This window comes from Burkholderia sp. KJ006 (genome assembly GCF_000262695.1).
GTDB classification, from domain to species: Bacteria; Pseudomonadota; Gammaproteobacteria; order Burkholderiales; family Burkholderiaceae; genus Burkholderia; species Burkholderia vietnamiensis.
The window spans coordinates 925,627-951,145 of the sequence record NC_017920.1; the positions used below are offsets into that span (position 1 = coordinate 925,627).

Genomic DNA, 25,519 nt, shown 5'->3' on the forward strand with positions numbered 1-25,519 from the left:
CCGCCTAGGCCCGCGTCAGGTCGCGGCCGGATACTGCGCGAGCACGCGTTCGCGGATCGACGGCTTGATGTTCGACTGCGCCATGTCGCCGCCGTAATGTGCGACCACGCGCGGGTTCATCACGCGATACCAGAGCGGCGGCACATAGGCGAACAGGATCATCGTCGCGTAGCCGGCCGGCAGCTGCGGCGAGTCGTCGAAATGGCGCAGCGCCTGATAGGAGCGCGTCGGATTCGCGTGATGGTCGGCGTGGCGCTGCAGCTGGTACAGGAACAGGTTCGTGACGACGTGATTGCTGTTCCACGAATGCTGCGGCGTGCAGCGCTCGTAGCGGCCGCTCGGCAGCTTGCGGCGGCCGAGCCCGTAGTGCTCGACGTAGTTGACGACTTCGAGCAGCGACGCGCCGTACGCCGCCTGGATCACGAGGAACGGGATCACGACCGGGCCGGCCATCGCGATCGCGATGCCCCACACGACGACGGTCATCGCCCACGCGTGCAGCACCTCGTTGCGCCAGGTCCACGGCGAGCGGCCGAGCCGTTCGAGGCGTGCCTTCTCGAGCCGCCACGCCGAACGGATGCTGCCGGCCACCGTGCGCGGCAGGAACGCCCAGAACGACTCGCCGAAGCGGGCGCTGGCGGGATCCTCGGCCGTCGCGACGCGCACGTGATGGCCGCGGTTGTGTTCGACGAAGAAGTGTCCGTACGCGACCGGCGCGAGCGTGATTTTGGCGAGCCAGCGCTCGAACCGGTTGGTTTTGTGCCCCAGCTCGTGCGCCGTGTTGATCGAGATGCCGGTGGCGGCGCCGAGCGACAGCGCGAAGCCGAGGTAGTCGTACCACGCGAGCGCATGCGTGCCGACGATGCGCACGCACATGAAGAAGGCGACGTATTCGACCAGCGTCGCCAGGTAGACGATCCAGCGGTAGTAGCGCGACCGTTCGAGCTGCGGCACCACGGCTTCGGGCGGATTGTCGCGATCGTCGCCGATCAGCGTGTCGAGGATCGGGATCACGCCGAAGGCGAACAGCGGGCCGAACCACCAGAACACGTGCACGCCGGTCGACAGTGCGAGTTGCGCCGCGAGGATCGGCAACGTGATCGTCACCGCGCCGAGCAGCCACAGATAACGTTTGCCATCCGACCAGCCCGAGGCCGGTCCGTCGGTCGTTGCCATCGTCTCCCTCCATTGGGGGCCGGCTGCGCCTGCAAGCGCGGCGGCCGCTCATGTCATTTCGTCGTGGTGGTCCGCGATGCGGCATGAGGCAGGCGCGGCACCGGATCGATCGTCCGGCTGTGCCAGTTATACGACGGGCGCGGCCGCTTTCCAAACTCCGGCGCTAGGCGCGAAACTCCAAACGGCGGACCGCATGTGGGGCTCGCGGGCGGGCGGCGACGCCGGGCGATTGAAACGGGCACCGCGCGGCGCGATCTGCCCGCGCGGCCCGCGTTCTGATCAGATGAATGCATGCCCGAAGCCTGTGCGACAGCCGACGACCGACGCTGCAACGAATGTTGCGTCGCAATATCGATCGCGCGACGAGGACGGCGCGCGCCGCGTTTTCGCATGTGCGGATGCCGGACGCTGACGGTTTCGACGTCTCCGCATCGGACGTCGATTGCTCGAATGCCCGAGTGACAAGCCGGGCGAGGCGCACGGTCCGAAGGCCGGACGCGATCGTCGTGACGGTTCGCCGACCGACGGCAGCATGCTGCACCTGCACAGCGGCGGCGGCCCGCACGCGCTTGCGTTGCGTGCCGACTCTCGATCGGCGCGGCCGTTTGAAAATAACGATTTGACTCATGCCCCGCTTTCGGTTGAAGCTAGTAGCTTGCTGTCCGAAGGGGGCTGTGCCTGCATGAGTTCGACCTTGACTGTTCGTCGTATCGCTGCCGACCAAGGCAGCGTGTATCGCGAACTCCGCGCCGCGTCGCTTCGTGAGCCCTACGCGCCGGGCGAAGCGCCGGAGGCCGAATTGCTGACCGTCGACGCCGACGCGGCGGCGGCCATTGCCGCGTTGCGCGCCGCGTCCGACGAGTCGACGACTTTCCTGCTGTACACCGAAGGCCATCCGGCCGGCATGATCGGCGCGTATTTCGACAATACGCGCGAGCGGCGCGCGTTCGTCAGCGAGCTGTGGGTCGCGCACGCGGTGCGTCACCTGCGCGGCGGCGTGCTGCTGCTCGAAACCGCCACCGGCTGGCTGGCCGAGCGCGGCGCGCGGGACATCTACGCATGGATTGCCGATGCGAACCGCGACGCGATCCGTTTCTACGAGCGCGCCGGCTTCGGCAACACGGGCGAGCACGCGCCGGTCGCGCGGATGCCCGGCGCGATGAAGTCGTTGTTCGTATCCCACATCGATACACCGTGACGCGCGCCGGTGCGGGCCCGCGCCGAGCGACGAAGGCCCGTGTACGCGTCCCGCTGTCCGCGCGCTGGTCGCGCGCGCCTTGCGATACCGCTTGCCAGGTCGCCCAAAAATAATGGCCGGCCGCTTGGACGCCTGTAAAATACGCAAAAAATTTTTGCAGAGTGTCCATGTCGCTTAAAAAATCGCCATTCTTCGAGCTGCGCAGCGGATCGGTCGATACGTTGCTGTTCACCGTGAAGACGACCGATCTCGATGCGTTGCGTGCCGAACTGGTCAAGCGCTTCGAAGCGACTCCCGAATTTTTCGCCGACGACGTCGTCGCGATCGACGTCCGCCGCCTGGCGGAGGGCGAACGCGTCGCTCTCTCGGACATCCGCCAGATGCTGAACGACGTGCGGATGCGTCCGGTGGGTGTCGTCGCGCAGGCGTCGCAGGCGTGGGCGGCCGAAGCCGGCCTGCCGTTGCTCGAGGCGCGCGATCGCCGCGGAGCCACGGCGAAGCCGGAGCCGGCCGACGAGGCGCAGCCGCCTGTCGCTGCGGCGGCAGCGGAAGCGGTGCCGGAACCGGCGCCGGGGCCCGTACCGAGCGCGCTGGCGGCGGGTGCGCAGACGCTAGTGATCGACCGGCCGCTGCGTTCGGGGCAGCAGATTTACGCGAAAGGGGACCTCGTGGTGCTCGCGCCGGTCAGCCACGGCGCCGAGATCATCGCGGAAGGCAACATCCACATCTACGCGCCGTTGCGCGGCCGCGCACTCGCGGGCGTGCACGGCAACCACGATGCGCGCATTTTCTGCACGTGTCTGGAGCCGGAACTGATTTCGATCGCGGGTATCTATCGAACCACCGAGAACCCGTTGCCCGCCGACATACTGGGTAAAGCGGTGCAGATCCGGCTCGAAGAGGAAAAACTGATGATCGAACCGCTGCGCCTGACGTGATTCACGCGCTGCGCTCCGGATCGATCGGCTCTCATTGACGAACACAGGGTATTGGGTAAATGGCAAAAATCATCGTGGTGACTTCGGGCAAGGGCGGCGTAGGCAAGACGACGACGAGCGCCAGCTTCGCGTCCGGCCTTGCGCTGCGCGGCCACAAGACGGCCGTGATCGACTTCGACGTCGGCCTGCGCAACCTCGATCTCATCATGGGCTGCGAGCGTCGCGTCGTGTACGACCTCGTGAACGTGATCCAGGGCGAAGCGAACCTGAACCAGGCGCTGATCAAGGACAAGAAGTGCGAGAACCTGTTCATCCTGCCGGCGTCGCAGACGCGCGACAAGGATGCGCTCACGCGTGACGGCGTCGAGAAGGTGCTGAACGACCTGGCCGCAATGGACTTCGAATTCATCGTCTGTGACTCGCCGGCCGGTATCGAGGCCGGTGCACTGCACGCGATGTACTTCGCCGACGAAGCGCTGATCGTCACGAACCCGGAAGTGTCGTCGGTGCGCGACTCGGACCGCATCCTCGGCATCCTGTCGTCGAAGACCAAGCGCGCGACCGAAGGCAAGGAGCCGATCAAGGAGCATCTGCTGATCACCCGCTACAGCCCGAAGCGCGTGAGCGAAGGCGAAATGCTGTCGCTCGAGGACATCAGCGAGATTCTGCGCATCAAGCTGATCGGCGTGGTGCCGGAGTCGGAAGCCGTGCTGCACGCGTCGAACCAGGGCTTGCCGGCCGTCCATATCGACGGCACCGACGTCGCCGAAGCGTACAAGGACGTCGTCGCGCGCTTCCTCGGCGAGGACAAGCCGCTGCGCTTCACCGATTACCAGAAGCCGGGCCTGCTGCAGCGCCTCTTCGGCAGCAAGTAACGGAGGCCGCCCATGTCCATTCTTTCGTTTCTCCTCGGTGAGAAGAAGAAGTCCGCGTCGGTCGCGAAGGAGCGCCTGCAGCTCATCATCGCGCACGAGCGGGTCGGCGGCCGTCCGCCGGCCGATTACCTGCCGGCGCTGCAGAAGGAACTCGTCGCGGTCATTTCGAAGTACGTGCAGATTTCGAACGACGACATCCGCGTGAGCCTCGAGCGCCAGGACGATCTCGAAGTGCTCGAAGTGAAGATCGAGATTCCGCAGGCCTGATCTGTTCGCTCCCTCTCCGCACGGCGGCGCCACGCCGCCGTGCGCGTCTTACGCCCTGTTGCACTTTCGGGCACGCCGTAACACGGCGCCTGTCGGCCGCTCGCCGGCCTCCCGCATTGAACGAATACGCTCGCGTCATTCGTCAATCAGGAGGTTGTGATGGCTGTCTCTACTGTTCAACGCCGTATCGTTTCGCTGGCCTTGTGCGTCGCGGGCCTGTCGGCCGTCGTCGCGCCGCTCGCCGCGCGCGCGGACGAGATTCTCGTCGGCGCGCCGCTGATGGTGCCGTCGGGCCGGATGGTCGTCGCGGAGCCGGTCGCGATGCCGGCCGGGCAGATCGTCGTCGTCGCGCCGAACGCGCCGCCGCCGGTTCGCTACGAGGTCGTGCCGGACGCGCGCGTCGGCTACGTGTGGGAGCGCGGTCACTGGCGCTGGGAGCATGGCCGTTACGTCTGGATCGGCGGCCACTGGGAAGCCGAGCGTATCGGCATGCACTGGGTGCCCGGCCACTGGGATCAGCGCGGGTCGAACTGGTTCTGGACCCGCGGCCACTGGGCCTGACCGGGGGCTGCGATGAAACGGACCGCCATCGCGATTGCGCTCGTCACCATCACGCTCGCCGGCTGTATCGTCGTGCCGGCCCGGCCGATTTACTATCGGCCCGCGCCGGTGGTGATCTACTGAGGGTCGCGCGGGTCGGCCGCCGTCGACGCCGGCGAGTCGGCATCGGGCCGTGCCGCAGAGGTGGGCGTGGCGTCGTGGCCGGCTGCGGGTGCCGATCCGGATGACGGCGATTGCGCCTGCGTCGCGACCTCTGCGTCGCCGTCTTCTTCGCGCAGCGTGTCGAGCGGATCGGCGGGCGCATCCTGCGGCTCCGTGACGCCGCTCGCGGCCGTAGCCGCAGCCGCAGCGGCAGCCGCCGCCGGTGCCGTAGCGGACGGTGCGGCGGCCGGCGGCGCGAGATAGCGCTCCGCGAGCGTTTCATAGAGCGGCGGGGCGAAGAAGCGCGCGATGCGGCTCGACACCAGCGCGGTCGCCATCAGCGAAATCACGAGCGCGTGGCCGTTGATCATCTCCATCACGATCACGAACGACGTGATCGGCGATTGCGTGACCGCCGCGAGGTAGCCGACCATCGCGAGCGCGATCAGCATCGGCAGGCTCATGTTGCCGAACGCGAGGTGCAGCAGGTTGCCGAACCCCGCGCCGATCGACAGCGACGGCGCGAAGATCCCGCCCGGGATGCCGGGCAGGTACGACCCGACCATCGACACCATCTTCAGAAACGGATAGAACACCGACAGCTGCTCGTGGCCGTCGAGCAGCCCGCGTGCCTCGGCATAGCCGCTGCCGAACGTCGTGCCGCCCGACACGATGCCCACGACGGCGATCACGAACCCGCACAGCGCGGCGAACGCGATCGGGCGCTCGCGATACAGCACGAGCAGGCGCGCGGGCAGCCAGCGTCCGGTGTTGAGCAGCAGCCAGCTGAACAGGCCGCCGGCGATGCCCGTCACGATCGCGGTGACGAGCACGGCGACCGCCAGCATCTTCGGGAAATGCTGGCCGGCGTTGATGGTGCCGAAGTACGTGTAGTTGCCGTTCACGCCCAACGCGACGACGCCGGCGAGGATGATCGCGGTGATCAGCACGCCGCTTGCGCGCGCGGAGAAGCTGCGCGTGAGTTCCTCGATCGCGAACACGATACCGGCGAGCGGCGTGTTGAACGCCGCGGACAGGCCGGCCGCCGCGCCGGCGAGCACCAGCTGCCGTTCGATTTGTGCGTTCGAGCGCGGATAGAGGCGCCGCAGGTTGAACATCAGCGCGGCGCCGACCTGCACGGTCGGGCCCTCGCGGCCGATCGTGAAGCCGCCCAGGATCCCCAGGAACGAAACCAGCACCTTGCCGAACAGGATGCGCAGCGTCAGCAGCCGCGAGCCGAATGCGCGCGGGCTCGCATGCAGCGTCGCGATGACTTGCGGAATCCCGCTGCCCTCGGCGCCGCGGAAGAAGCGGCGGGTGATCCACGCGGACGCCGCGGCGATCGACGGCGTCAGCAGCAGCGGCAGCCAGGCGGCGTGCTCGCGCATCGTGCGGAACGTGTCGTAGCCCCAGTCGATCAGCCGCGCGTACAGCACGGCTGCGAGACCGACGGCGATGGCGCCGAGCCAGAAGACGCCGAACTGGCGCCAGATTCGCAGCGAGCGTCGGGTGAGGAACGGAAACAGACGGGAAAGCGGGGCGGGAAGCTCTGAGCGGTGCATCGGCGTCGGCCGGCAGGGCAAAGACGCATTATAGGAAGATTCGGATGCCATGGGAGCATGACAAAACTTTACGAAAACGACGCACTTTGTTGCAAATGTAATGTTGGTGTAATGTGTGGGGCCGCCAAGCGTCGTTAGCATGGCGAAATGGCCGGCCATTCCCCACAAGAAAAGTGAAACGCATCCTCATCGTAAAAGTGACCTCGCTCGGCGACGTCGTCCAGACGTTGCCTGTCGTCGCGGACCTCCATCGTGCGTTCCCCGGTGTGGCGGTCGACTGGGCCGTGGACGAATCCTGCGCCGAAGTCGTGCGCTGGCACCCCGGCGTCAGCAACGTGCTGTGCGCGCCGCTGCGGCGTTTCAAGAAGCTGCGCAACGGCGGTGACTTCAAGGCGATCTCCGCGTCGATCGGCGCGTTGCGCGCGCATCGCTACGATGCGGTCATCGATCTGCACGGCGTCTACAAGAGCGCGATCATCTCGGCGCTGGCGCGCGCGGCGCGCCGCGTCGGCTACCAGACCCAGGATCTCGGCGAGACGGGCGCCCGCTTCGCGTACTCGCATCGCTTCGGCCCGCGGCCGGACTGCGACGCGTGGCACGGGATGCGCGTGAGCGCCGGCGAGGCGCTGGGCTATGTCCCCGAAGGCCTCGCCGATCACGGGATCGTCGCGCCGCAGGACGCGCGCCTGCCGGCCGCGCTGACCGACGGCACGCCGTTCGTGCTGCTGTTTCATGCGACGTCGAATCCGGACAAGCAATGGCCGGCCGATCACTGGGCCGCGCTGGCCACGCAGATGATCGCGCGCGGCGTGCGCGTCTTGCTGCCGTGGGGATCGCCGGCCGAACACGACGACGCGCAGCAGATCGCCGCGCGGGCACCCGGCGCGATCGTGCTGCCCGCGATGTCCGTGCGCGAACTGGGCGCGGCGATCGGTCTGGCGACGCTCGTGGTCGGTGTCGACACCGGCTTCGTGCATATGGCGCACGCATTGAAGCGCCCGACCGTGATGATCTTCGTCGCGACGTCGCGGCACCATTGCGGCATCGGCGGCGCGCCGCACGCGCTGTCGATCGGCGAGCCTGGTGCGCCGCCGTCGGTTGCGCAGGTGCTCGACGCGATCGATGCGGTCGGCCCGGCGCATGGCGCGCGGCGTGTGCGCTTGACGGCCTGACGGGGCTATCGACGCCGCTGTGCGCGCGAGCGCTTCACGCGAGCAACGCTTCGACCGTCACCACCGCCGCGATCGCGGCCAGATTCGCCAGCAAGGCTTCGACGAGCAGCCCGCGCCAGCTTTGCGGCCGAAAGCGCGCGGCGAGCAGCAGCGCGCTGCCGAGCGCGAGCGCGAGGATCAGCACGAGGTCGGCGTTGTTCAGATGGACGTTCATCGCGGCGCCTCCTTGAGATGGAGAAGTTCCGGGCGCGGTGCGCCCGGCTCCGAGTATAGGCAGCGCCGCGCGCCGTACAACGGGGGCTGTCCCGGAGTTCAGACGAGCGATGCGTCGCGGGTTTCGCGCATCAGCAGCACGCCGATCAGGCTCAGTGCCGCCGCGACCGACACATAGCCGCCGACCCACGACAGGCCGCCGCGCGCGGCGAGCAGCTGCGCGATGTACGGCGCGATCGACGCGCCGAGGATCCCGCCGAGGTTGTACGCGACGCCGGCGCCTGTGTAGCGGACGTTGGTCGGGAACAACTCGGGCAGCAGCGCGCCCATCGGCGCGAACGTCACGCCCATCAGGAACAGCTCGAGCGTCAGGAACAGCGCGACGAGCGGCATCGAGCCGCTGCCGAGCAGCGGCTCCATCGCGAAGCCGGACAGCAGCGCGGCGATCGCGCCCGCGGCCAGCACCGGCTTGCGCCCGAAGCGGTCGGCCGCCCATGCCGACAGTGGCGTCGCGAGCCCCATGAACACGACGGCGAAGCACAGCAGACCGAGGAAGCTCTGGCGCGGAATATGCAGCGCCGACACGCCGTACGACAGCGAGAACACCGTCGAGATATAGAACAGCGTGTAGCAGACCACCATCGCGAGCGCGCCGAGCAGCGTCGGCTGCCAGTGTTGGGAGATCAGCGTCGCGATCGGTACGCGCACGCGCTCGTCGCGCTCGAGCGCGGCCTGGAAGGCCGGCGTCTCGGCGATCTTCAGTCGTACGTACAGGCCCACCGCGACGAGCACCGCACTGACCAGGAACGGAATCCGCCAGCCCCAGCTGTGGAACTGTTCGTCGGACAGCGACAGCGCGAGCGCGAAGAACAGCCCGTTCGACATCAGGAAGCCGACCGACGGGCCCAGTTGCGGAAACATCCCGAACCAGCCGCGCTTGCCGGGCGGCGCGTGTTCGGTCGCGAGCAGCGCCGCGCCGCCCCATTCGCCGCCGAGGCCGATGCCCTGGCCGAAGCGCAGCACGCACAGCAGCACCGGCGCGAGCGTGCCGATCGTGTCGTAGCCCGGCACGAAGCCGATCGCGGTGGTCGAAATGCCCATCACGAGCAGCGACGCGACCAGCGTCGACTTGCGGCCGATGCGGTCGCCAAAGTGACCGAACAGGAACGAGCCGATCGGTCGGGCGATGAACGCGATGCCGAACGTCACGAATGCCGACAGCGCCTGCGCGGTCGCGGAGCCGTGCGGGAAGAACACGGGCCCGATCACGAGCGCCGCGGCCGTCGCATACACGTAGAAATCGTAGAACTCGATCGCGGTGCCGATGAAGCTCGCGAACACGATGCGCCGATGGCTGACGGCGCCGGCCGAGCCGGTTGCGCGTGCAACGGCCGGGGGGAATGCGGACATGGATGTCTCCGTTTTATCGTTGGGGTGTTCGGCCGCGGCGGGCGCGGACTGGCGCAGCCCGGCGCGGCCGAGCGGATGACGCGGTGGCGTTGCGCGCCGCGTGTCGTGGCGCGGGCATTGCCTGCCGTTCGACGATGGAGACGGATAGGCCGCCGCCGCCGGATGCCGGCGTGATCGGCTCGCGTGCCGGATGCGGCGTGCGAACGCGTGCGCGGCGGGATGGCCGCGCAATCGCGAAAAATTATAGCGAGCGCGGCCGCGGAGCGGTAAGTGCGGAGTGCCGACGGTTCAATCGAGCGATTGCGCCTGCGCGGACGCGGTGCTCTGCAGCGCGAAGCGGCCGTCGTCGTTGAAGAGCCAGCCTTCCAGTATCTCCAGCCGGCCGTTGCCGTCGAGCAGTTTCGGCGGCGGAGGAGGCAGCGGCGCCGAGCGGCGCAGCGACGCCAGCGCAAGGGCTTCGGCCTCGCTGTCGCCGTTGCTGCGATAGACGGAAGCATTGACGACGCGGCCGCCGCGATCGACGGTGAACGCGACGACGACGAGCGAGCGCAGCATCGCCTGCGGCGTGCCGCGCGACACGCCCGACGGGTTGTGGTCGGCCACGCACCGCGCGACTTCGACGCGATACTGGTCGAGGTTCGCGCTGCGCACGACCGACGGGATCGTCAGCACCGAGTGCAGCGACGGCGGCGGCGTGATCGTGCAGGCGGCGAGCAGCGGGATGGCGACGAGCACGGCAATACGCCGCCGGCTGGCGCACGGGCGGAGAACGGAGCGCATGGGGAAGTGCCGGAGGGTGACGATACAAAAATGATAGGCGTCCGCGCGCGGCGTGTTATCCGGGGAAACGCATAGCGCGCGAAACGCACCGTCGCGATGCGCGGATAACGGCAACGGGGGCGGCGCCGGGGCCACGTCGCGATTCGACGCGGCGGATGCGGCCACGGCCGAACGCGTTCAGTAGCCGTGCGTCACGAGCGCCAGAACGGACAGATCCGGATGCGTGCCGTCGACGATGCTTTTACCGATGTGCACGGCTTCGCGCACCGCTTCGTCGAGGCTCGCGAAGCTCTCTTCGCCGTCGGCATGGAAGGCCACCGCATGATCGGGCAGGGCGGGATTCACGCCCGGATGGCACACATAGCCGGTGTAGGTATAACGCGCGTCGCTGCCGGGCGCGAGGCCGGGCACGACATGAATTTCGAAGCCTTCGTAATCGACGTGATCGGTCGCGGTCGACAGTTCGGTCATGGCGGTCTCCGTGTGCCGCGCGCGGGGATGGTGCGGGCGGCAGCGAGTCGCGGCGGCGGTCGTGTCGCCGTGCTGATCGAATTCTAGGCGATGGCGGCGCGGGTCGTCAGTGTTGCGTGTAGTGGGCCTTCGCTGCACGAAGCGGCTCGCAGTCGTTCTCACACCCGCCACGATCCCGCGGCAGCGCCGCTCAACGGGCGCAGCGCGCGTCCTTGCGCTGAATGACGAGGATCACCGGATATTTCTGGCCGTGATCGAGCTCCACCGGGGCGACGACGGTCAGCGTCGCCGGGTCGGAATCGTCGTACACGCTGACCTGCTCGTTGCGGATGTAGGTCACGCCGGTGCAGTTCGATGCGCGCCCGTCGTCCGACACCTTGCACTGCAGCTCGTTTTCCTTCAGGTAGTTGTACGGCGTCGGGCTCGCCAGATATTCGCGCAGGCTGCGCGGCGAGCCGCCGACGCCTTTCACGTACGCGATCGCGCACGACGGCGTTTGCGCGTCGGCGTCGGAGGCGGAATCGGCAGCCGCCGCATGCGTGCCGACCGTGGCCAGCAGCGCGACGAGCGAGGAGGCGATGAAGGGTTTCATGACGTGGGTGTCCCGTTTCGCGATTCGGAGCGCCGGATTGTAACGGCATCCGGCGGCGCGCGTCGGCGCGTTGCGGCGCTGCGCGTGCAAACGCCGCGGACACAAACAAAAACCCCGTCATTCGATGAATGGACGGGGTTTGGCGAATTTCCTGGCGGAAGCGGTGAGATTCGAACTCACGGACAGTTTCCCGTCGCCGGTTTTCAAGACCGGTGCCTTAAACCGCTCGGCCACGCTTCCACGCGAGGCGTGCATTGTAACCGAAATGCCGCGTCGTTCCGCGTCAATCGTCGCGCAGGAACAATTCCTGCAGGTCGTTGAGAAAGCGCTGGCCGAGCGGCGTCGGCGCGATCTGCGTGAAGTCGCGCGTGATGAGCCCACGGCGTTCCGCTTCGTTCAGCGCCGGCTCGATCGTGCCCATCGGCAGGCCGGTGCGTTCGGCGAAGCTGTGCACCGGAAAGCCCTCCACGAGCCGCAGCGTGTTCAGCATGAACTCGAACGGCAGGTCGCGCGCGCCCACTTCGCGTTCTTCCTGCACCGGCGTGCCGGCCATCGCCTGTTCGATGAAGGTGGCCGGATGCTTGTAGCGCGCCTGGCGCAGGATCCGGTTCGGGAACGACAGCTTCGTGTGGGCGCCCGCGCCGATTCCGAGATAGTCGCCGAAGCGCCAGTAATTCAGGTTGTGCTTGCACTGATGATTCGGCTTCGCATACGCGGACACCTCGTAGCGGCCGTAGCCGGCCTCGGCCGTGCGCTCGTGGATCCATTCCTGCATGTCGGCCGACGCGTCGTCGTCCGGCACGACCGGCGGGAACTTCGCGAACAGCGTGTTCGGCTCGAGCGTCAGGTGATAGAGCGACAGATGCGGTGGCGCATACGACAGCGCCGTCTCGATGTCGGCGCGGCATTCGGCGAGCGTCTGGTTGGGCAGCGCGAACATCAGGTCGAGGTTGAAGTTGTCGAAGGTCTGCGCGGCGATCTCGACGGCCGCGCGCGCCTGCGCCGTGTCGTGAATGCGGCCGAGCGCCTTCAGATGACCTTCGTTGAAGCTCTGGATGCCGACCGACAGGCGGTTCACGCCGCTCGCGCGAAACTGCGCGAACTTCGCCGCTTCGAACGTGCCGGGGTTCGCCTCGAGCGTGATCTCGGCATCCGCGTCGAGCGGCAGCAGCGCGCGCACGTCGGACAGCAGCCGGTCGAGGCCGGCCGCCGACAGCAGGCTCGGCGTGCCGCCGCCGATGAACACCGTATGCACCTGGCGGCCCCACACGAGCGGCAGCGCCTGCTCGAGATCGGCGCGCAGCGCGTCGAGATACTCGGTTTCCGGGAAGCGCTCGCCTTTCCATTCGTGCGAATTGAAATCGCAGTACGGACACTTGCGCACGCACCACGGAAAATGCACGTACAGCGCGAGCGGCGGCAGCGACGTGAGCCGCACCTGCCCGGGCGACGTGAACGTCGCGACGACGTGCGCGCCGGTTTGCGCCGCCTGGCTCATGCGGCCTCCGGTTGCGAAGGCGTTGCGTAGACGATCATGCGTTTTCCTCTGCGAGCCGCGCGAGCAGCGCGTCGAGCGCAAGCGCTCGATGGCTGTGCGTGTTCTTCACGGCCGGCTCGAGCTCGGCGGCCGTCGCGCCGAGCGCCGGCACGTAGAAATACGGGTCGTAGCCGAAGCCGTGCTCGCCGCGCGGGGTGTCGACGATCTCGCCGATCCAGCGCCCTTCGGCGAACAGCGGCTCGGGATCGTCCGGATGGCGCACCAGCGCGAGCACGCAGCAATAGTAGGCGCGGCGGTCGTCGACGCCGCGCAGCTGCTCGACCAGATGCGCGTTGTTCGCCGCGTCGCCGCGAGCGCCGCCGGCACGCTGCGCATAGCGCGCCGAATAGACGCCCGGCGCGCCGCGCAGCGCGCGCACGCACAGGCCGGAATCGTCGGCGATCGCCGGCAGGCCGGTGAGGCGCGCCGCATGACGCGCCTTGGTCAGCGCATTCTCGATGAACGTGCCGAACGGCTCGTCGGCCTCGGGCACGGCCAGCTCGCCCTGCGGGACGATCTCGATGCCGACCGTCGAGAACAGCGCCGCGAATTCGCGCAGCTTGCCGGCGTTGTTCGACGCGAGCACGATGCGCGACAGCGGCGCGGCAGTGCGATCGTCAGACATGGTCGGCGCCCAGAACGTCCTTCTGCAGCTGCACGAGCCGGCCGATGCCGGCTTGCGCGAGGTCGAGCAGCGCGTTCATTTCGGCGCGCGAGAACGGCACGCCTTCGGCGGTGCCCTGGACTTCGACGAAGCCGCCGGCGCCCGTCATCACGACGTTCATGTCGGTGTCGCAGCGCGAGTCTTCCGCGTAGTCGAGGTCGAGCACGGGCGCGCCTTCGTACACGCCGACCGAGATCGCCGCGACGTGATCGGTGATCGGCGAGCGCGCGAGCTTGCCGGCCGCGATCAGCTTCGACACGGCGTCGTGCGCGGCGACGAACGCGCCGGTGATGCTCGCCGTGCGCGTGCCGCCGTCGGCCTGGATCACGTCGCAGTCGATGTTGATGGTGCGCGGGCCGAGCGCTTCCAGATCGAACACCGCGCGCAGCGCGCGGCCGATCAGGCGCTGAATCTCCTGCGTGCGGCCCGTCTGCTTGCCGCGCGCCGCTTCGCGATCGCTACGCGTGTGCGTCGCGCGCGGCAGCATCCCGTATTCGGCGGTCAGCCAGCCCTGGCCGCGCTCGCGCAGGAATTCGGGCACGCGTTCCACGACGCTCGCCGTGCAGATCACCTTGGTATCGCCGAATTCGACGAGCACCGAGCCTTCGGCGTGTTTCGTGTAGTGGCGCGTGAGGGCGACCTTGCGCAGTTCGTCGGCGCGACGGCCGCTCGGGCGGGACAGGGATGACGTCATCGGGAATCGGGCACGGAAGAGGAAACCCCGATTTTAGCGCCGAACGGCGGCCTTGCCCGGCGGGGTCGCGCGCAAAAATGGGATAATGCGCGCTTCCCGCCCCGCGCCTTGCAATGCGCCGGGCGCCTCGACTTATTCCCGCCCGATCCGGGCACACCCACGGCGAGACGAACCATGATCTACAGCATGACGGGCTATGCGAGCGCGACGCGCGAACTCGCGACGGCTGCCGGCAACGGCGGCGCGAGCGTGTCGGTCGAACTGCGCACCGTGAACTCGCGTTTCCTCGACCTCAATTTCCGGATGCCCGACGACGTGCGCGCGTGCGAGCCGGCGCTGCGTGAAATGCTGATGAACAAGCTGTCGCGCGGCAAGGTCGACGTCCGTATCAACCTGCAGCGCGGCGAGCAGAGCATCGGCGCGGGCGCGCTGAACCAGACGGCGCTCGGCCAGCTCGCCGAGCTCGAGCGCTCGGTGCTCGATGCGTTCCCGGGCGTCGGCCGCCTGCGCGCCGGTGAAGTCCTGCGCTGGCCCGGCGTGCTGGCCGAGAGCGGCGTGTCCGCGGACGCGATCCGCGACGCGGTGCTCGCGTGCGGCAAGGAAGCGATCGGCGAGCTGGTCGTGGTGCGTTCGCGCGAAGGCGCGCAACTCGCGACGATGCTGCTGTCGAACGTCACCGAAATGGAGGCGATCGTCGCGCGCATCACGCCGCTCGTGCCGGAGCTGATCGCGAAACATCAGCAGAAGATCGTCGAGCGGCTGCAGGAAGCGCTCGGCCTCGCGGCGCCGGAAGGCAGCGCGACGATCGTCACGCGCGAGGAAGCGGCGGAGCGCATTCGTCAGGAAGTGACGATGTACGGCATCCGCATCGACATCGCGGAAGAGCTGTCGCGCCTCACCGCGCACCTGAACGAAACGCGTCATGTGATCGAGAAGGGCGGCCGCGTCGGCAAGCGTCTCGACTTCATGATGCAGGAACTGAATCGCGAAGCGAACACGCTCGGCTCGAAGGCGGCGGCGAAGGAGCTCGCCGACGCATCGATGGCGCTCAAGCTGTTGATCGAGCAGATGCGCGAGCAAGTGCAAAACCTGGAGTAACAGAGATGAAACGATCCCCATGCTCACTACGTTCGCTGCCCCCCGAGGGGGCGGCCCGGCGGAGGCTGTCATGACCGATTCCCATCGCGACGGCCACGCGTCGCACGCGCTGCACGGCGGCGTCTATCCCGGCAACCTGTTCATGGTCATCGCGCCGTCGGGCGCCGGCAAGTCGACGCTCGTGAACGCGCTGCTGTCGAAGGACAGCGACATCTGCCTGTCGATTTCGTACACGACGCGCAAGCCGCGCCCGGGCGAGCAGGACGGCCAGCACTATCACTTCACCACCGTCGAGGATTTCCGCGCGCGTCACGCCGCGCACGAATTCCTCGAAAGCGCGGAAGTGCACGGCAACTACTACGGCACGTCGCGCGTGTGGATCGAGGAGCAGATGGCGAGCGGCCACGACGTGCTGCTCGAGATCGACTGGCAGGGCGCGCAGCAGGTGAAGCGGCAGTTTCACAACGCGGTCGGCATCTTCATCCTGCCGCCATCGCTCGATGCGCTCGAGGAGCGTCTGAAGAAGCGCGGCCAGGACGAGCCGAACGTCATCACGCGACGCCTGCTCGCGGCCGGCAGCGAGATGGCGCACGCGTCCGAAGCGGAATACGTGGTGATCAACGAGAATTTCGATCGTGCGCTCGCGGAACTGGAGTGCATCGTCGCGGCGACGCGCCTGCGTTTTGGTTCGCAGTACGCGCGACATGCGGAGCTGTTCATCGAACTCGGCATCCATCTGCCCCACGCGGAATGACGCGAGGGTAGAGGGACATAAGGTAGAATAACGACTATATTCAGAAGGAATTTCCAACATGGCTCGCATTACCGTCGAAGACTGCCTGAAGCAAATCCCCAACCGCTTCGAACTGGCGCTCGCCGCCACCTACCGCGCGCGGCAGCTCGCGCAAGGCCATACGCCGAAGATCGAAAGCCGCGACAAGCCGACGGTCGTCGCGCTGCGCGAAATCGCTGCCGGTCAGGTCGGCGTCGAGATGCTGAAGAAGGTGCCGGTGTAACGCGCATCCGGCCCGTTCCAGCCATGTAGTGCACGCGCGCAACGACTCGACCTGGAGGCGAATATGAGCACCACCCCATCGTCCGCCTCCGCGGATTCGACCACCGAAGTCACGGCCCAGTCGCCTGCGCGCCAGTACATCGACGCGGTCCTCGAACAATCCTTCCGGCATCTGTTCGGGCCGACCGCCACACCGGAGCAGCCTCGCAAGCACGGCGTCGTTTCGATCGCGAATCTGACGACCGCGCTTGCCGAGTATCTCGGTCCGGACGAAATCAAAGAGGTCAAGGCGGCGTTCCACTTCAGCGACGAAGCCCACCTCGGTCAATATCGCCAGAGCGGCGAACCCTACATCACTCATCCGGTCGCCGTCGCGGAAATCTGCGCCGGCTGGAAGCTCGACGCGCAAGCCGTGATGGCCGCGCTGCTGCACGACGTGATGGAAGACCAGGGCGTGACCAAGAGCGAGCTGGCCGAACGGTTCGGCCCGAAGGTCGCGGAACTGGTCGATGGCTTGTCGAAGCTCGACAAGATGGAATTCCGCAGCCGCGAGGAAGCGCAGGCGGAAAACTTCCGCAAGATGCTGCTCGCGATGGCGCGCGACGTGCGCGTCATCCTCGTCAAGCTCGCCGATCGGCTGCACAACATGCGCACGCTCGGCGCGGTGCCGATGGAAAAGCGCCGCCGCGTCGCGCGCGAGACGCTCGACATCTACGCACCGATCGCGCACCGCCTCGGGTTGAACAACACGTATCGCGAGCTGCAGGACATGAGCTTCGCGAACTTCAACCCGCATCGCTACGCGACGCTCGAGAAGGCCGTGAAGGCCGCGCGCGGCAATCGTCGCGAGGTGATCAGCAAGATCCTCGAGGCCGCGCAGCGTGCGATGACCGACGCGAAGATCGACGCGGAAATCACCGGCCGCGAAAAGACCATCTACAGCATCTACCGCAAGATGCGCGACAAGCAGCTGTCGTTCTCGCAGGTGCTCGACGTGTACGGCTTTCGCGTCGTCGTCGACAACCCGCTCGACTGCTACACGTGCATCGGCGCACTGCATGCGCTGTACAAGCCGGTGCCCGGCAAGTTCAAGGACTACATCGCGATCCCGAAGATCAACGGCTATCAGTCGCTGCACACGACGCTCGTCGGCCCGTTCGGCGCGCCGATCGAGTTCCAGGTGCGCACGCGCAAGATGCACGAGATCGCCGAGGCCGGCGTGGCCGCCCACTGGCTGTACAAGAACGGCGGCGCCGATCTGAACGACGTGCAGAAGCGCGCGCACCAGTGGCTGAAGTCGCTGCTCGACATCCAGAGCGAAGCGGGCGATTCGAGCGAGTTCCTCGAGCACGTGAAGATCGACCTGTTCCCGGACGCCGTCTACGTGTTCACGCCGAAGTCGAAGATCATGGCGCTGCCGCGCGGCGCGACGGCGCTCGACTTCGCGTATTCGATCCACAGCGATCTCGGCAACCAGTGCGTGGCCGTGAAGATCAACAACGAATTGCTGCCGCTGCGCACCGAGCTCAAGAGCGGCGATATCGTCGAGGTGATCACGGCGCCGTATTCGAAGCCGAACCCCGCGTGGCTCGGTTTCGTGCGCACCGGCAAGGCGCGTTCGGCGATTCGTCACTATCTGAAGACGATGCGCCTGAACGAGTCGGTGCAGCTCGGCGAGCGGCTCGTCGACCAGAGCCTGAAGGGTTACGGGTTCGCGCTCGCCGACGTGACGCCGGAGGTGTGGGACAAGCTCGTCCAGTGGACCGGCAACAAGAGTCGCCAGGAAATCTTCGCGGACATCGGCCTCGGCCGGCGGGTGGCGGCCGTGATGGCCAAGCGCATCGAAGTGCTGATGAGCGGCCGCGACGCGGACGACGATCTGCCGAAGTCCGAGCGCCATCCCGCGCACCATGCGCCGCCGGTCGTGATCACCGGCACCGAAGGCATGTCGGTGCAGCTGTCGGCATGCTGCCGGCCGATTCCGGGCGATGCGATCATGGGCTATATCGGCATCGGCCTCGGGATGGCGATTCATACGACCGATTGCCGTGTCGCGCAGCGCATCCACCGGCGCGATCCGGGGCGCTGGATCGACGTCGAATGGGCGCCGCAGCCGGGCAGGCTGTTCGACGTCGCGGTGAAGGCGCTGGTCAAGAACACGAAGGGCATCTTCGCGCGCGTTGCGGCGGACATCACGTCGGCCGACGCGAACATCGTGCATATCGCGATGGACGAAGATCTGACGCACGAGTCGACGGTGCTGCGCTTCGTCATCCAGGTCAGCGACCGCCTGCATCTCGCGAACGTGATGCGCCGCGTGCGCACCAATCCCGACGTGATGCGGATCATGCGCGAACGCTCGACCGAGGACGGCGCGCATGCGCGTCACGACGGCGGCATGCGGATCGAGCGCGAGCGCCAGGATTACTGACGCTGCACGGTTGCGGCGAGTCGAGACGGCGGCCACGGGCCGCCGTTTTCTTTGGGGCGACGGAAGGGAAGTCGAAGAAGGGAGCGGAAAGGAAAAAAGGGCCTTCCCGGAGGAAGGCCCTTCTGAGGTGGCGCGGCTGGCAGGATTCGAACCCACGACCCCTTGGTTCGTAGCCAAGTACTCTATCCAACTGAGCTACAGCCGCACGCAAGACGGTACTGCTTCAACTGTCGGAACCTTCTGCGATGGGAAGGCCCCCAAAAAAGTGGCGCGGCTGGCAGGATTCGAACCCACGACCCCTTGGTTCGTAGCCAAGTACTCTATCCAACTGAGCTACAGCCGCACGCAACAACAAACACTACTGCTTCGAACTGAAAGGGCCTTCGGTTTGGAAGGCCCTCGAAAAGGTGGCGCGGCTGGCAGGATTCGAACCCACGACCCCTTGGTTCGTAGCCAAGTACTCTATCCAACTGAGCTACAGCCGCACGCAGAAGCGGAAGTATAGCAGGGTTGTATAAAAAGGGAAGCCTTATCCGCAAAAAATGTCGCCTGATCTTGCATGCCCGCGTTCGTGTACCCTTGGGGCATCAGTCATTCACGTATCGAATCAGCATCATGAACAAGGCGTTTGTCAAAGAATCGGAAGGCGACGACGACGATCTCGACCCCGGTCAGCCGGCGATCCCGGCGGGCACCAAGAACTACATCACGCCGGCCGGCCACAAGCGGCTCAGGGACGAGTTGCTGAACCTGATCGACGTCGAGCGTCCGGAGGTCGTGCGCCTCGTGTCGTGGGCCGCGTCGAACGGCGACCGGTCCGAGAACGGCGATTACATCTACGGCAAGCGGCGCCTGCGCGAAATCGACCGCCGGATCCGCTTTCTGACGAAGCGGCTCGATCTCGCCGAAGTCGTCGACGCGAGCCGGCAGGAGAACGTCGACCAGGTGTTCTTCGGCGCGACCGTCGATTACGCGACGCCGGACGGCGAGGACCACACCGTGACGATCGTCGGGATCGACGAGGTGGACCTCGACCGCGGCTGCGTCAGCTGGATCTCGCCGATTGCGCGAGCGCTGATCAAGGCGAAGATCGGCGATACCGTCACGTTGATGACGCCGGCCGGCCCGCAACCGATCGACGTGCTCGACGTGCGCTATCCGGCGCGGGACGACGCATGAGCGCGTAGCGGCTTGCGGCGTCGCAGCGATGCGTATCGACGTCCGCGCCGTCCGCGGCGCCCGCACGACCAGCGCCCATGACGGCTGCGATGGTTCAGAAGCGGTGCCGCATGCCCGCCGTGACGGCGATCTGCTTGTTGGTCGACGACGCGCTGCCGAGCCCGTTGATGTTCGCGCCGATCGCCAAGCCGTCCGCGTTGACGCGCTGGTATTCCCCTTGCAGATACAGGTCGGTGCGCTTCGACAGCGCATAGTCGGCCTGCAGGTTGAACTGGTGCCAGCTGGGCGACTGGCCGTCGAGGCGGGCATCGGTGTAGGTGTACGAGCCGGCCAGCGAGAATGCCGGCGTCAGCGCATAGCGGCCGTTCACCTCGTAGTTGTTGAAGCGCGTGCCGCCCGCGAGCGCGATGCCGCGCGACACACCCGACTGTCCGGCGCTGATGCCGGCCGAATCGGTGAGGCGAGTCTGCGTGAACACGAAGCCGGCGGTCGCCGGGCCGAAGCCGTAGTTCAGGCCGGCGCCCCAGGTACGCTGGCGGCCAGCCGCGAAGGTCCAGTCGCCGGCCACGGCGCCCGGGTCGCTGGCCGCGAGCGCCGGCGCGTTGACGTTGTTGTTCAGCTGCATGTAAGCGGCCGCGACGTTGAAGCCGAGGTAGCTGTATGACGCGCCGACGCTGTATGCGCGATTGTTCGCGAAGTTCGTGGCGTTCGAGAAGCCGTACAGTGCGCCGAATTTCAGGCCGCCGTAGTTCACGCTCTGGTATTTGATGGCGTTGTTGATCCGGAACGAGTTGTTCAGGTTGTCGTTGTCGAACGGGTGCGCGAACTCGGTGCCGCCGTACTGCGTGCCCGTGAGCGACAGCGGCCCCAGGTAATCGACGACGCTGTCGTATTGGCGGCCGAGCGTGAGCGAGCCGAAGCCGTCATGCGCGAGCCCGACGAATGCCTGCCGGCCGAACTCGCGGCCGTTCTGCTTCAGCGTGCCATTGTTGATGCCGAAGCCGTTCTCCAGCGTGAAGATTGCTTTCAGGCCGCCGCCGAGATCCTCGGTACCGCGCAGCCCCCAGCGGCTGCCGTTGATCGAGCCGCTCGTTTCCTGCCACGCGCTGTGGCCGCCCTGGTTGTTCGTGTAGGTGATGCCGGCGTCGATCAGCCCGTATAGCGTGACACTGCTTTGCGCATGGGCGGCGATCGCCGGAATGCCGGCCAATGCGGCAACGATCAGCGTCTTTTTCATGATCTGTCTCCAAACGATTGTTGTCGATCGAAGCCGCAGCGGGCTGTCGCGCGCATCGCCATCGAGCGGTACGCGCGTGACATGTGGGGCAGCGGCCGCTCAGTCACCAATCCGTTTTGTAGTGTATGAAGCGCCGTGGCTCCGGTAGAGAAGCGCGTGCCGCAATACTGTATTTAGGATGGCGCAAGAATGGTCGCGCGGGCGGAGTGCCCCGATTATCCGGGCATTGCGGCGGCGCAACATACGATTGCAGTCGTCAGCAGTGCGTACTGACGTTGCGCCGTCGCGACACTGCCAACGCCACCGCGCAAACAATCCGATTATTGACACATCGGCAATAGAGGTTTGTGCGGAGCATGGATAATGAAAGGATGTAATCTCGTTATACTGCAGTCTCTGCTTTCCGAAGCAGACTTTTTCGTTGACGGAAAAGATCTCCAAACCTTTGTCGGCGCGACTTCCCAGTCGCGCTTTTTTTTGCCCGTCGTTCCTGTCCTTCCCCGCGGCTTCTCCCGCGCCGCTACGAGTACGAGCGTCGCTTGCGTCTCGCAGCCGGTTCCGCGTCGTTGGTTTGCGCCTGCGGCGGCGTATAGGTCCAGTCTTCCATCACGTAGTGACGGGCATCCAGCGGCGACGCCAACAGGTTTTGCCAATGGTCGCCGTGCCAGGTCGGATCGAACTCGGTGTCACACGGCGCTTCACGGGACTCGGCCAGCGCGCGGGACTTGCGGCGTGCGCGTGCGAGTCGGCTCGCGAAGCGCTTGATTCCGTCCAGCCACATGACCTTCTCCTCCAATTGCGTGACTCCAGCATCGCAACGTGGCGCGGCTTGCGCAACCGGAAAAAACCCCGAGGATTTTACCGGCATGATTCGACCCCGGTATGTTTTTCATCACTTCGATTAACGGTGATCCATGCCCGGTAATATTGACAGGGTTTTGGCGCGAATTAGTTAATAGAAGACGAGTGTGTGCCCATTCCAATGGCATTGATGTGATTTTGATAAAGAGGGCGTTAAAAATTCGCTTGACGCGCCTGGATCGTCCAATTTATAAAGTGAGCACTCCGTCCCCGGACGCAGCGCCCATTGAGAATCGGCACGCTGTTACGGGTGTTCGGGAAGCGGCTATAAATGGTAGCTTTTTTGATCTAAACGAGTGGGGAACGAAGGTATGGATACCGGTATCGTAAAATGGTTTAACGATGCTAAAGGTTTTGGCTTTATTACATCCGACAATGGCGGCGAAGATTTGTTTGCGCACTTCTCCGAAATCCGGATGGAAGGCTTCAAGACGTTGAAGGAAAACCAGCGCGTTTCGTTCGAGGTGAAGGTCGGCCCGAAGGGCAAGCAGGCAGCGAATATCCAGGCAGCCTGACGCGCCGCGTAGTACCGATCACGTCCGGCCCCCGCATAGCGGGGGCTTTTTGCTTTTCCGGCCGCGAAAACGGTCGACGGGCGGATCGATTTCGGTTGCACTGGCCCGCGACACCCGCGCCGGTGCATACTCGCGGAAGCATCGTTTCTCCCGTCTCTTCATGTCCGACCTTTATCCGTCCGATCCTGCCAGCGAACAGCCGCTCGTCTTCGTCGACCTCGAAACCACTGGTGGATCGCCCGCCGAACATCGCATTACCGAAATCGGGGTAGTCGAAATCGGTCCGGGCCACATGTCCACATGGACGACGCTGGTCAATCCCGGGCAGCCGATCCCGCCGTTCATCCAACAGCTGACCGGTATTTCGGACGACATGGTGCGCGACGCGCCGTCGTTTGCGTCGCTCGCGCCGGCGCTGTTCGAGCGTTTGGACGGCAAGCTGTTCGTCGCGCACAACGCGAGCTTCGACCGTGGTTTTCTGCGCGCAGAATTCGAGCGCGCCGGCCTCGCATTCAACCCCGACGTGCTATGCACGGTGAAGCTGTCGCGCGCGCTGTTTCCGCGCGAGTCGCGGCATGGCCTCGATGCGCTGATCGAGCGGTATGGGCTGGTCCCCGCCGCGCGCCACCGCGCGCTCGCGGATGCGGACCTGATTTGGCAGTTCTGGCGGCAATTACACACGCTCGTGCCGCTCGAGCGCTTGCGCGACCAGATCGCACGTACGACGCGCCACTTCCGTCTGGGCGGCGACTTGACCGAAGCATGGCTCGATACCGCGCCGGCCGGATGCGGCGCCTATGCGCTGTTCGGCGAGGGCGACGAAGCGCTGTACGTCGGCCGCAGCGTGCGTGTCCGGCAGCGCTTGCGTGCGCTGCTGACCGGCGAGCGGCGCTCGTCGAAGGAAATGCGGATCGCGCAGCAGGTGCGGCGCGTCGAGTGGCGGGAGACCGGCAACGAGCTGGGCGCGATGCTTGCCGAAGCGCAGTGGATCGCGCGCCTGCGCCCGGCATACAACCGGCGACCCACGGCTGCGGCCGTACGTGCCGGTGATGCGCCCTGGCCGTTCGACGGCGCGGTCGCGTTCGAGGCGCACGGCGAGCGCAGCCTGTTTCATGTGATCGATGCGTGGCGCTACCTCGGCGTGGCCGAGTCGCTCGACGCCGCCGCGCGGCTCGCGGCGGACGGCACGGACGGCGCGTTCGAGCCCCATACGCAGCGTCTGTTGCAGACCTATCTCGCGCGCGGCCTCCAATTGATCCCGCTGGCGGCGTTCGCGGCCGCCGACTGAGAATCGCGCGCGGCTGCCTGCGATCGTGGCGGCCGGTCAGCCGATCGCGCTGGCGCCGCCCGCCGAGCAAACATGGGACAGCGCGGTGCCGAGCGCCTGCGTACGCGTCGAATCGTAGCGGGTAAGCGTCTTCCAGTTCGCGATGCTGCGCGCGAGCCGTGCCTGGCAATCCGGGGCGTCGCGCACCGGCGCGGCTTGCGCGAGCGCGGCCAGCATCTTCTGCGTGAGCTGGTCGAGCGCCGGGCGCGTGCTGGTCGCGAGGTCGGGTGGCGTTCCTTCCGGAGGCCGCGTCGCGCGCCAGTTGGCGAACAGCGCGTTTTGCACGTCCTTGCTGGCGGCGATCTGGTCCTCGAAGAAGGTGCGGGCGACCGCCGCGTCGACGCCGGCTTGGACCGCGCGCTTTTCCACCGACGCGAGCAGCGCGGCTTCGCGCGGCTTGTCTTCGATCGCCTGGTGGTTGGCCCATTTCCAGCGCGCGACCGGCTCGGCAAGCGCGAGCCGCTGCGACGCAAGGGCGACGAGATTGGTGAGCGCGGTGTCGTCGCCGTCTGCGCGCGCTGCGGGCGGCGCCGAAAGGAATGCGACACCCAGCGTGGCGACAGCGAGGCTGGCACGAATGGCTTGTTTCATCGGGACGTTCGGAAGTGGCCGCAGGGGCCGTGGCGGGAAAACCAGAAGGATAGACGAAGACGGCCGCGCGGCGGAGCGACGCGACAGCGGATATTTAGCGGACGCGCCGAACCGGCACCGTCAGGCCGTTGCAGCCCGGGTGCAAAGCGATCTGCGCACGAAACGCAGCGAGAAACCGCACGATCTCGATCGACACGCGACGGTTACGGAACGGAACGCGCGATCACTTCGGCGCGTAGAGCTTGTGCTGCTCGTCGAAGAATGCCCGGACGTGCTCGGGCAACTCGGCGAGGAACTCGACGCCGACGGGCTCCGGATCCGGGCTCATTACTTGCTCGGGCGGCGGCATGCGGGTTGGTCTTTCATCCATGATCGTTTCTCCAGCGGGTTCAATAATTATCAACCTCGCGCTCGGATTTATGCCAGAGGCGAATCGTTAGTTTTTGTCTCTGTTGTATTAACGGCACATGCGTTGGCGCGCGCTGTCCGATGCCGACTATTGCGCCGCGCAGGATCGGCAACGATCGGTCCGCTTGTTATACTTCGCGCGCACTTTTTCCTCGACCGCGATGACACGAAAGACGCGATGGATCGGCCTCGTCTGGCTGGCGCTGGTACTGAACGTACTGTCGCCAGTCATCGGCTATGCGCGCGTCGCGGCGAGCGGTTCCGGCGCGCTTCCGCTCGAGCTGTGCAGTGCGGCCGGCGCCCACCGCGTCGTGTTCGCACCGTCCGCCGACGAGCAGGGCACGGCGTCGTTCGACCATGCCGCCGTACCGCACTGCGTGTACTGCCCGGGCTTCGCGTCGAACGTCGCGCTCGCCACCAGCGTGCCTGTCTTGCCCGGCTTCGTGCGCGCGTTCGCCTACCGGGCCGTCGCACCTGTCGTGCCCGATCGTCCCGGGCAGCCTATCCGACTCGCGCAGCCGCGCGGCCCGCCTGAAAACGTCCCGATCTGATTGATATCGTCCGCGCGCCTCGACGGCGCGCGTGCCGCCCGCGGGCGCGTTCCGC

The 25,519-nt window shown here is 66.5% G+C and carries 28 protein-coding genes and 4 tRNA genes; 14 read left to right on the forward strand and 18 right to left on the reverse strand.

Going from position 1 to position 25,519, the window contains the following annotated elements:
• Positions 1 to 15 precede the first annotated feature (15 nt).
• Positions 16 to 1,176 (reverse strand): alkane 1-monooxygenase, encoded by a 1,161-nt coding sequence (locus MYA_RS04210; protein ID WP_014722638.1) that lies wholly within the window; start codon positions 1,174 to 1,176, stop codon positions 16 to 18.
• A gap of 532 nt (positions 1,177 to 1,708) precedes the next feature.
• On the opposite strand from MYA_RS04210, the gene MYA_RS04215 reads away from it, so the two are divergent.
• From MYA_RS04215 to MYA_RS04235, 5 genes are all read left to right on the forward strand, one after another.
• On the forward strand, positions 1,709 to 2,374 hold the full coding sequence (locus MYA_RS04215; RefSeq protein ID WP_224383373.1) for a GNAT family N-acetyltransferase: 666 nt from the start codon (positions 1,709 to 1,711) through the stop codon (positions 2,372 to 2,374).
• Between the two features lie 167 nt (positions 2,375 to 2,541).
• Complete coding sequence (gene minC, locus MYA_RS04220) at positions 2,542 to 3,312, forward strand: septum site-determining protein MinC (protein ID WP_014722641.1); 771 nt, start codon at positions 2,542 to 2,544, stop codon at positions 3,310 to 3,312.
• A 59-nt stretch (positions 3,313 to 3,371) separates the two neighbouring features.
• A complete protein-coding gene (minD, locus tag MYA_RS04225) occupies positions 3,372 to 4,187 on the forward strand; it encodes a septum site-determining protein MinD (RefSeq protein WP_011883701.1) in 816 nt (271 codons plus the stop codon).
• Positions 4,188 to 4,199: 12 nt separating this feature from the next.
• Positions 4,200 to 4,454, forward strand: a complete 255-nt coding sequence (gene minE, locus MYA_RS04230) for a cell division topological specificity factor MinE (protein ID WP_006400798.1) — start codon at positions 4,200 to 4,202, stop codon at positions 4,452 to 4,454.
• Between the two features lie 159 nt (positions 4,455 to 4,613).
• Complete coding sequence (locus MYA_RS04235) at positions 4,614 to 5,015, forward strand: YXWGXW repeat-containing protein (RefSeq protein WP_041493785.1); 402 nt, start codon at positions 4,614 to 4,616, stop codon at positions 5,013 to 5,015.
• Between the two features lie 116 nt (positions 5,016 to 5,131).
• Here the strand turns inward: MYA_RS04235 and MYA_RS04245 are convergent, their stop codons facing one another.
• Positions 5,132 to 6,718, reverse strand: a complete 1,587-nt coding sequence (locus MYA_RS04245) for a chloride channel protein (protein WP_014722643.1) — start codon at positions 6,716 to 6,718, stop codon at positions 5,132 to 5,134.
• A 173-nt stretch (positions 6,719 to 6,891) separates the two neighbouring features.
• Here MYA_RS04245 and waaC point away from each other — a divergent pair, with 173 nt between their 5' ends.
• Positions 6,892 to 7,890: a lipopolysaccharide heptosyltransferase I gene (waaC, locus tag MYA_RS04250; protein ID WP_041493787.1), complete on the forward strand. Its 999-nt coding sequence runs from the start codon at positions 6,892 to 6,894 to the stop codon at positions 7,888 to 7,890.
• Between the two features lie 34 nt (positions 7,891 to 7,924).
• On the opposite strand, the gene MYA_RS04255 is transcribed toward waaC, so the two are convergent.
• The 9 genes from MYA_RS04255 to rph form a co-directional block, all read right to left on the reverse strand.
• Entirely contained in the window at positions 7,925 to 8,104 is a 180-nt protein-coding gene (locus MYA_RS04255; RefSeq protein ID WP_011883712.1) for a hypothetical protein, read from the reverse strand.
• A 98-nt stretch (positions 8,105 to 8,202) separates the two neighbouring features.
• A complete protein-coding gene (locus MYA_RS04260; RefSeq protein ID WP_014722645.1) occupies positions 8,203 to 9,513 on the reverse strand; it encodes an MFS transporter in 1,311 nt (436 codons plus the stop codon).
• 288 nt (positions 9,514 to 9,801) lie between these two features.
• Positions 9,802 to 10,293, reverse strand: a complete 492-nt coding sequence (locus MYA_RS04265) for an energy transducer TonB family protein (protein ID WP_011883716.1) — start codon at positions 10,291 to 10,293, stop codon at positions 9,802 to 9,804.
• A gap of 177 nt (positions 10,294 to 10,470) precedes the next feature.
• Entirely contained in the window at positions 10,471 to 10,764 is a 294-nt protein-coding gene (locus tag MYA_RS04270) for a hypothetical protein (RefSeq protein WP_011883717.1), read from the reverse strand.
• 190 nt (positions 10,765 to 10,954) lie between these two features.
• Positions 10,955 to 11,356 carry a hypothetical protein gene (locus MYA_RS04275; protein ID WP_011883719.1) on the reverse strand — a complete coding sequence of 134 codons (402 nt, stop codon included), beginning with the start codon at positions 11,354 to 11,356 and terminating at the stop codon, positions 10,955 to 10,957.
• Positions 11,357 to 11,508: 152 nt separating this feature from the next.
• A tRNA-Ser gene (locus tag MYA_RS04280) sits at positions 11,509 to 11,596 on the reverse strand.
• 43 nt (positions 11,597 to 11,639) lie between these two features.
• Positions 11,640 to 12,854, reverse strand: coding sequence for a radical SAM family heme chaperone HemW (gene hemW / locus MYA_RS04285; protein WP_011883721.1), 1,215 nt, complete (start codon positions 12,852 to 12,854; stop codon positions 11,640 to 11,642).
• A gap of 34 nt (positions 12,855 to 12,888) precedes the next feature.
• The gene (gene rdgB, locus MYA_RS04290; RefSeq protein ID WP_011883723.1) at positions 12,889 to 13,518 is read right to left on the reverse strand and encodes an RdgB/HAM1 family non-canonical purine NTP pyrophosphatase; all 630 of its coding nucleotides are present in this window, start codon (positions 13,516 to 13,518) and stop codon (positions 12,889 to 12,891) included.
• The gene (gene rph / locus MYA_RS04295) at positions 13,511 to 14,251 is read right to left on the reverse strand and encodes a ribonuclease PH (protein ID WP_011883725.1); all 741 of its coding nucleotides are present in this window, start codon (positions 14,249 to 14,251) and stop codon (positions 13,511 to 13,513) included. The genes rdgB and rph overlap by 8 nt, the downstream gene beginning before the upstream one ends.
• Positions 14,252 to 14,425: 174 nt before the next feature.
• Here rph and MYA_RS04300 point away from each other — a divergent pair, with 174 nt between their 5' ends.
• From MYA_RS04300 to MYA_RS04315, 4 genes are all read left to right on the forward strand, one after another.
• The gene (locus tag MYA_RS04300; protein WP_011883726.1) at positions 14,426 to 15,349 is read left to right on the forward strand and encodes a YicC/YloC family endoribonuclease; all 924 of its coding nucleotides are present in this window, start codon (positions 14,426 to 14,428) and stop codon (positions 15,347 to 15,349) included.
• A 70-nt stretch (positions 15,350 to 15,419) separates the two neighbouring features.
• Positions 15,420 to 16,103 (forward strand): guanylate kinase, encoded by a 684-nt coding sequence (gene gmk, locus MYA_RS04305; RefSeq protein WP_011883728.1) that lies wholly within the window; start codon positions 15,420 to 15,422, stop codon positions 16,101 to 16,103.
• Between the two features lie 58 nt (positions 16,104 to 16,161).
• The gene (gene rpoZ, locus MYA_RS04310) at positions 16,162 to 16,365 is read left to right on the forward strand and encodes a DNA-directed RNA polymerase subunit omega (protein WP_006025620.1); all 204 of its coding nucleotides are present in this window, start codon (positions 16,162 to 16,164) and stop codon (positions 16,363 to 16,365) included.
• 63 nt (positions 16,366 to 16,428) lie between these two features.
• Complete coding sequence (locus tag MYA_RS04315; protein WP_011883730.1) at positions 16,429 to 18,795, forward strand: RelA/SpoT family protein; 2,367 nt, start codon at positions 16,429 to 16,431, stop codon at positions 18,793 to 18,795.
• 128 nt (positions 18,796 to 18,923) lie between these two features.
• On the opposite strand, the gene MYA_RS04320 is transcribed toward MYA_RS04315, so the two are convergent.
• The 3 genes from MYA_RS04320 to MYA_RS04330 all read right to left on the reverse strand — a co-directional run bounded on the left by MYA_RS04320 (position 18,924) and on the right by MYA_RS04330 (position 19,280).
• A tRNA-Arg gene (locus tag MYA_RS04320) sits at positions 18,924 to 19,000 on the reverse strand.
• A 61-nt stretch (positions 19,001 to 19,061) separates the two neighbouring features.
• Positions 19,062 to 19,138: transfer RNA gene (locus MYA_RS04325), tRNA-Arg, on the reverse strand.
• A gap of 65 nt (positions 19,139 to 19,203) precedes the next feature.
• A tRNA-Arg gene (locus MYA_RS04330) sits at positions 19,204 to 19,280 on the reverse strand.
• A gap of 130 nt (positions 19,281 to 19,410) precedes the next feature.
• Here MYA_RS04330 and greB point away from each other — a divergent pair.
• Entirely contained in the window at positions 19,411 to 19,974 is a 564-nt protein-coding gene (gene greB, locus MYA_RS04335) for a transcription elongation factor GreB (protein ID WP_011883732.1), read from the forward strand.
• 94 nt (positions 19,975 to 20,068) lie between these two features.
• Here greB and MYA_RS04340 read toward each other — a convergent pair whose 3' ends face one another.
• Entirely contained in the window at positions 20,069 to 21,211 is a 1,143-nt protein-coding gene (locus MYA_RS04340; RefSeq protein WP_014722649.1) for a porin, read from the reverse strand.
• 520 nt (positions 21,212 to 21,731) lie between these two features.
• Complete coding sequence (locus MYA_RS04345; protein ID WP_014722650.1) at positions 21,732 to 21,992, reverse strand: hypothetical protein; 261 nt, start codon at positions 21,990 to 21,992, stop codon at positions 21,732 to 21,734.
• A gap of 391 nt (positions 21,993 to 22,383) precedes the next feature.
• On the opposite strand from MYA_RS04345, the gene MYA_RS04350 reads away from it, so the two are divergent.
• Together MYA_RS04350 and MYA_RS04355 are read left to right on the forward strand one after the other, a co-directional pair.
• Positions 22,384 to 22,587, forward strand: a complete 204-nt coding sequence (locus MYA_RS04350) for a cold-shock protein (RefSeq protein ID WP_011883742.1) — start codon at positions 22,384 to 22,386, stop codon at positions 22,585 to 22,587.
• A gap of 160 nt (positions 22,588 to 22,747) precedes the next feature.
• Positions 22,748 to 23,875 (forward strand): exonuclease domain-containing protein, encoded by a 1,128-nt coding sequence (locus MYA_RS04355; RefSeq protein WP_011883743.1) that lies wholly within the window; start codon positions 22,748 to 22,750, stop codon positions 23,873 to 23,875.
• A 36-nt stretch (positions 23,876 to 23,911) separates the two neighbouring features.
• Here the strand turns inward: MYA_RS04355 and MYA_RS04360 are convergent, their stop codons facing one another.
• Together MYA_RS04360 and MYA_RS31890 are read right to left on the reverse strand one after the other, a co-directional pair.
• Entirely contained in the window at positions 23,912 to 24,505 is a 594-nt protein-coding gene (locus tag MYA_RS04360; protein WP_011883744.1) for a chorismate mutase, read from the reverse strand.
• Positions 24,506 to 24,728: 223 nt separating this feature from the next.
• The gene (locus MYA_RS31890; protein WP_006476612.1) at positions 24,729 to 24,875 is read right to left on the reverse strand and encodes a hypothetical protein; all 147 of its coding nucleotides are present in this window, start codon (positions 24,873 to 24,875) and stop codon (positions 24,729 to 24,731) included.
• A 199-nt stretch (positions 24,876 to 25,074) separates the two neighbouring features.
• Here MYA_RS31890 and MYA_RS04370 point away from each other — a divergent pair, with 199 nt between their 5' ends.
• The gene (locus MYA_RS04370) at positions 25,075 to 25,464 is read left to right on the forward strand and encodes a DUF2946 domain-containing protein (protein WP_014722652.1); all 390 of its coding nucleotides are present in this window, start codon (positions 25,075 to 25,077) and stop codon (positions 25,462 to 25,464) included.
• The last annotated feature ends 55 nt before the right edge of the window (positions 25,465 to 25,519 follow it).

Excerpts from the sequence above, each read along its gene's own strand:
- MYA_RS04315 (WP_011883730.1), top strand. The coding sequence starts at position 16,429 with ATGAGCACCACCCCATCGTCCGCCTCCGCGGATTCGACCACCGAAGTC.
- MYA_RS04275 (WP_011883719.1), bottom strand. The coding sequence starts at position 11,356 with ATGAAACCCTTCATCGCCTCCTCGCTCGTCGCGCTGCTGGCCACGGTC.
- MYA_RS31890 (WP_006476612.1), bottom strand. The coding sequence starts at position 24,875 with ATGGATGAAAGACCAACCCGCATGCCGCCGCCCGAGCAAGTAATGAGC.
- greB (WP_011883732.1), top strand. The coding sequence starts at position 19,411 with ATGAACAAGGCGTTTGTCAAAGAATCGGAAGGCGACGACGACGATCTC.
- MYA_RS04370 (WP_014722652.1), top strand. The coding sequence starts at position 25,075 with ATGACACGAAAGACGCGATGGATCGGCCTCGTCTGGCTGGCGCTGGTA.
- MYA_RS04235 (WP_041493785.1), top strand. The coding sequence starts at position 4,614 with ATGGCTGTCTCTACTGTTCAACGCCGTATCGTTTCGCTGGCCTTGTGC.
- rpoZ (WP_006025620.1), top strand. The coding sequence starts at position 16,162 with ATGGCTCGCATTACCGTCGAAGACTGCCTGAAGCAAATCCCCAACCGC.
- rdgB (WP_011883723.1), bottom strand. The coding sequence starts at position 13,518 with ATGTCTGACGATCGCACTGCCGCGCCGCTGTCGCGCATCGTGCTCGCG.
- rph (WP_011883725.1), bottom strand. The coding sequence starts at position 14,251 with ATGACGTCATCCCTGTCCCGCCCGAGCGGCCGTCGCGCCGACGAACTG.
- MYA_RS04260 (WP_014722645.1), bottom strand. The coding sequence starts at position 9,513 with ATGTCCGCATTCCCCCCGGCCGTTGCACGCGCAACCGGCTCGGCCGGC.
- minD (WP_011883701.1), top strand. The coding sequence starts at position 3,372 with ATGGCAAAAATCATCGTGGTGACTTCGGGCAAGGGCGGCGTAGGCAAG.
- hemW (WP_011883721.1), bottom strand. The coding sequence starts at position 12,854 with ATGAGCCAGGCGGCGCAAACCGGCGCGCACGTCGTCGCGACGTTCACG.
- MYA_RS04265 (WP_011883716.1), bottom strand. The coding sequence starts at position 10,293 with ATGCGCTCCGTTCTCCGCCCGTGCGCCAGCCGGCGGCGTATTGCCGTG.
- MYA_RS04255 (WP_011883712.1), bottom strand. The coding sequence starts at position 8,104 with ATGAACGTCCATCTGAACAACGCCGACCTCGTGCTGATCCTCGCGCTC.
- MYA_RS04270 (WP_011883717.1), bottom strand. The coding sequence starts at position 10,764 with ATGACCGAACTGTCGACCGCGACCGATCACGTCGATTACGAAGGCTTC.
- MYA_RS04355 (WP_011883743.1), top strand. The coding sequence starts at position 22,748 with ATGTCCGACCTTTATCCGTCCGATCCTGCCAGCGAACAGCCGCTCGTC.
- minC (WP_014722641.1), top strand. The coding sequence starts at position 2,542 with ATGTCGCTTAAAAAATCGCCATTCTTCGAGCTGCGCAGCGGATCGGTC.
- MYA_RS04245 (WP_014722643.1), bottom strand. The coding sequence starts at position 6,718 with ATGCACCGCTCAGAGCTTCCCGCCCCGCTTTCCCGTCTGTTTCCGTTC.
- MYA_RS04300 (WP_011883726.1), top strand. The coding sequence starts at position 14,426 with ATGATCTACAGCATGACGGGCTATGCGAGCGCGACGCGCGAACTCGCG.
- MYA_RS04360 (WP_011883744.1), bottom strand. The coding sequence starts at position 24,505 with ATGAAACAAGCCATTCGTGCCAGCCTCGCTGTCGCCACGCTGGGTGTC.
- MYA_RS04215 (WP_224383373.1), top strand. The coding sequence starts at position 1,709 with ATGCTGCACCTGCACAGCGGCGGCGGCCCGCACGCGCTTGCGTTGCGT.
- MYA_RS04340 (WP_014722649.1), bottom strand. The coding sequence starts at position 21,211 with ATGAAAAAGACGCTGATCGTTGCCGCATTGGCCGGCATTCCGGCGATC.
- gmk (WP_011883728.1), top strand. The coding sequence starts at position 15,420 with ATGACCGATTCCCATCGCGACGGCCACGCGTCGCACGCGCTGCACGGC.
- MYA_RS04345 (WP_014722650.1), bottom strand. The coding sequence starts at position 21,992 with ATGTGGCTGGACGGAATCAAGCGCTTCGCGAGCCGACTCGCACGCGCA.
- MYA_RS04350 (WP_011883742.1), top strand. The coding sequence starts at position 22,384 with ATGGATACCGGTATCGTAAAATGGTTTAACGATGCTAAAGGTTTTGGC.
- minE (WP_006400798.1), top strand. The coding sequence starts at position 4,200 with ATGTCCATTCTTTCGTTTCTCCTCGGTGAGAAGAAGAAGTCCGCGTCG.
- MYA_RS04210 (WP_014722638.1), bottom strand. The coding sequence starts at position 1,176 with ATGGCAACGACCGACGGACCGGCCTCGGGCTGGTCGGATGGCAAACGT.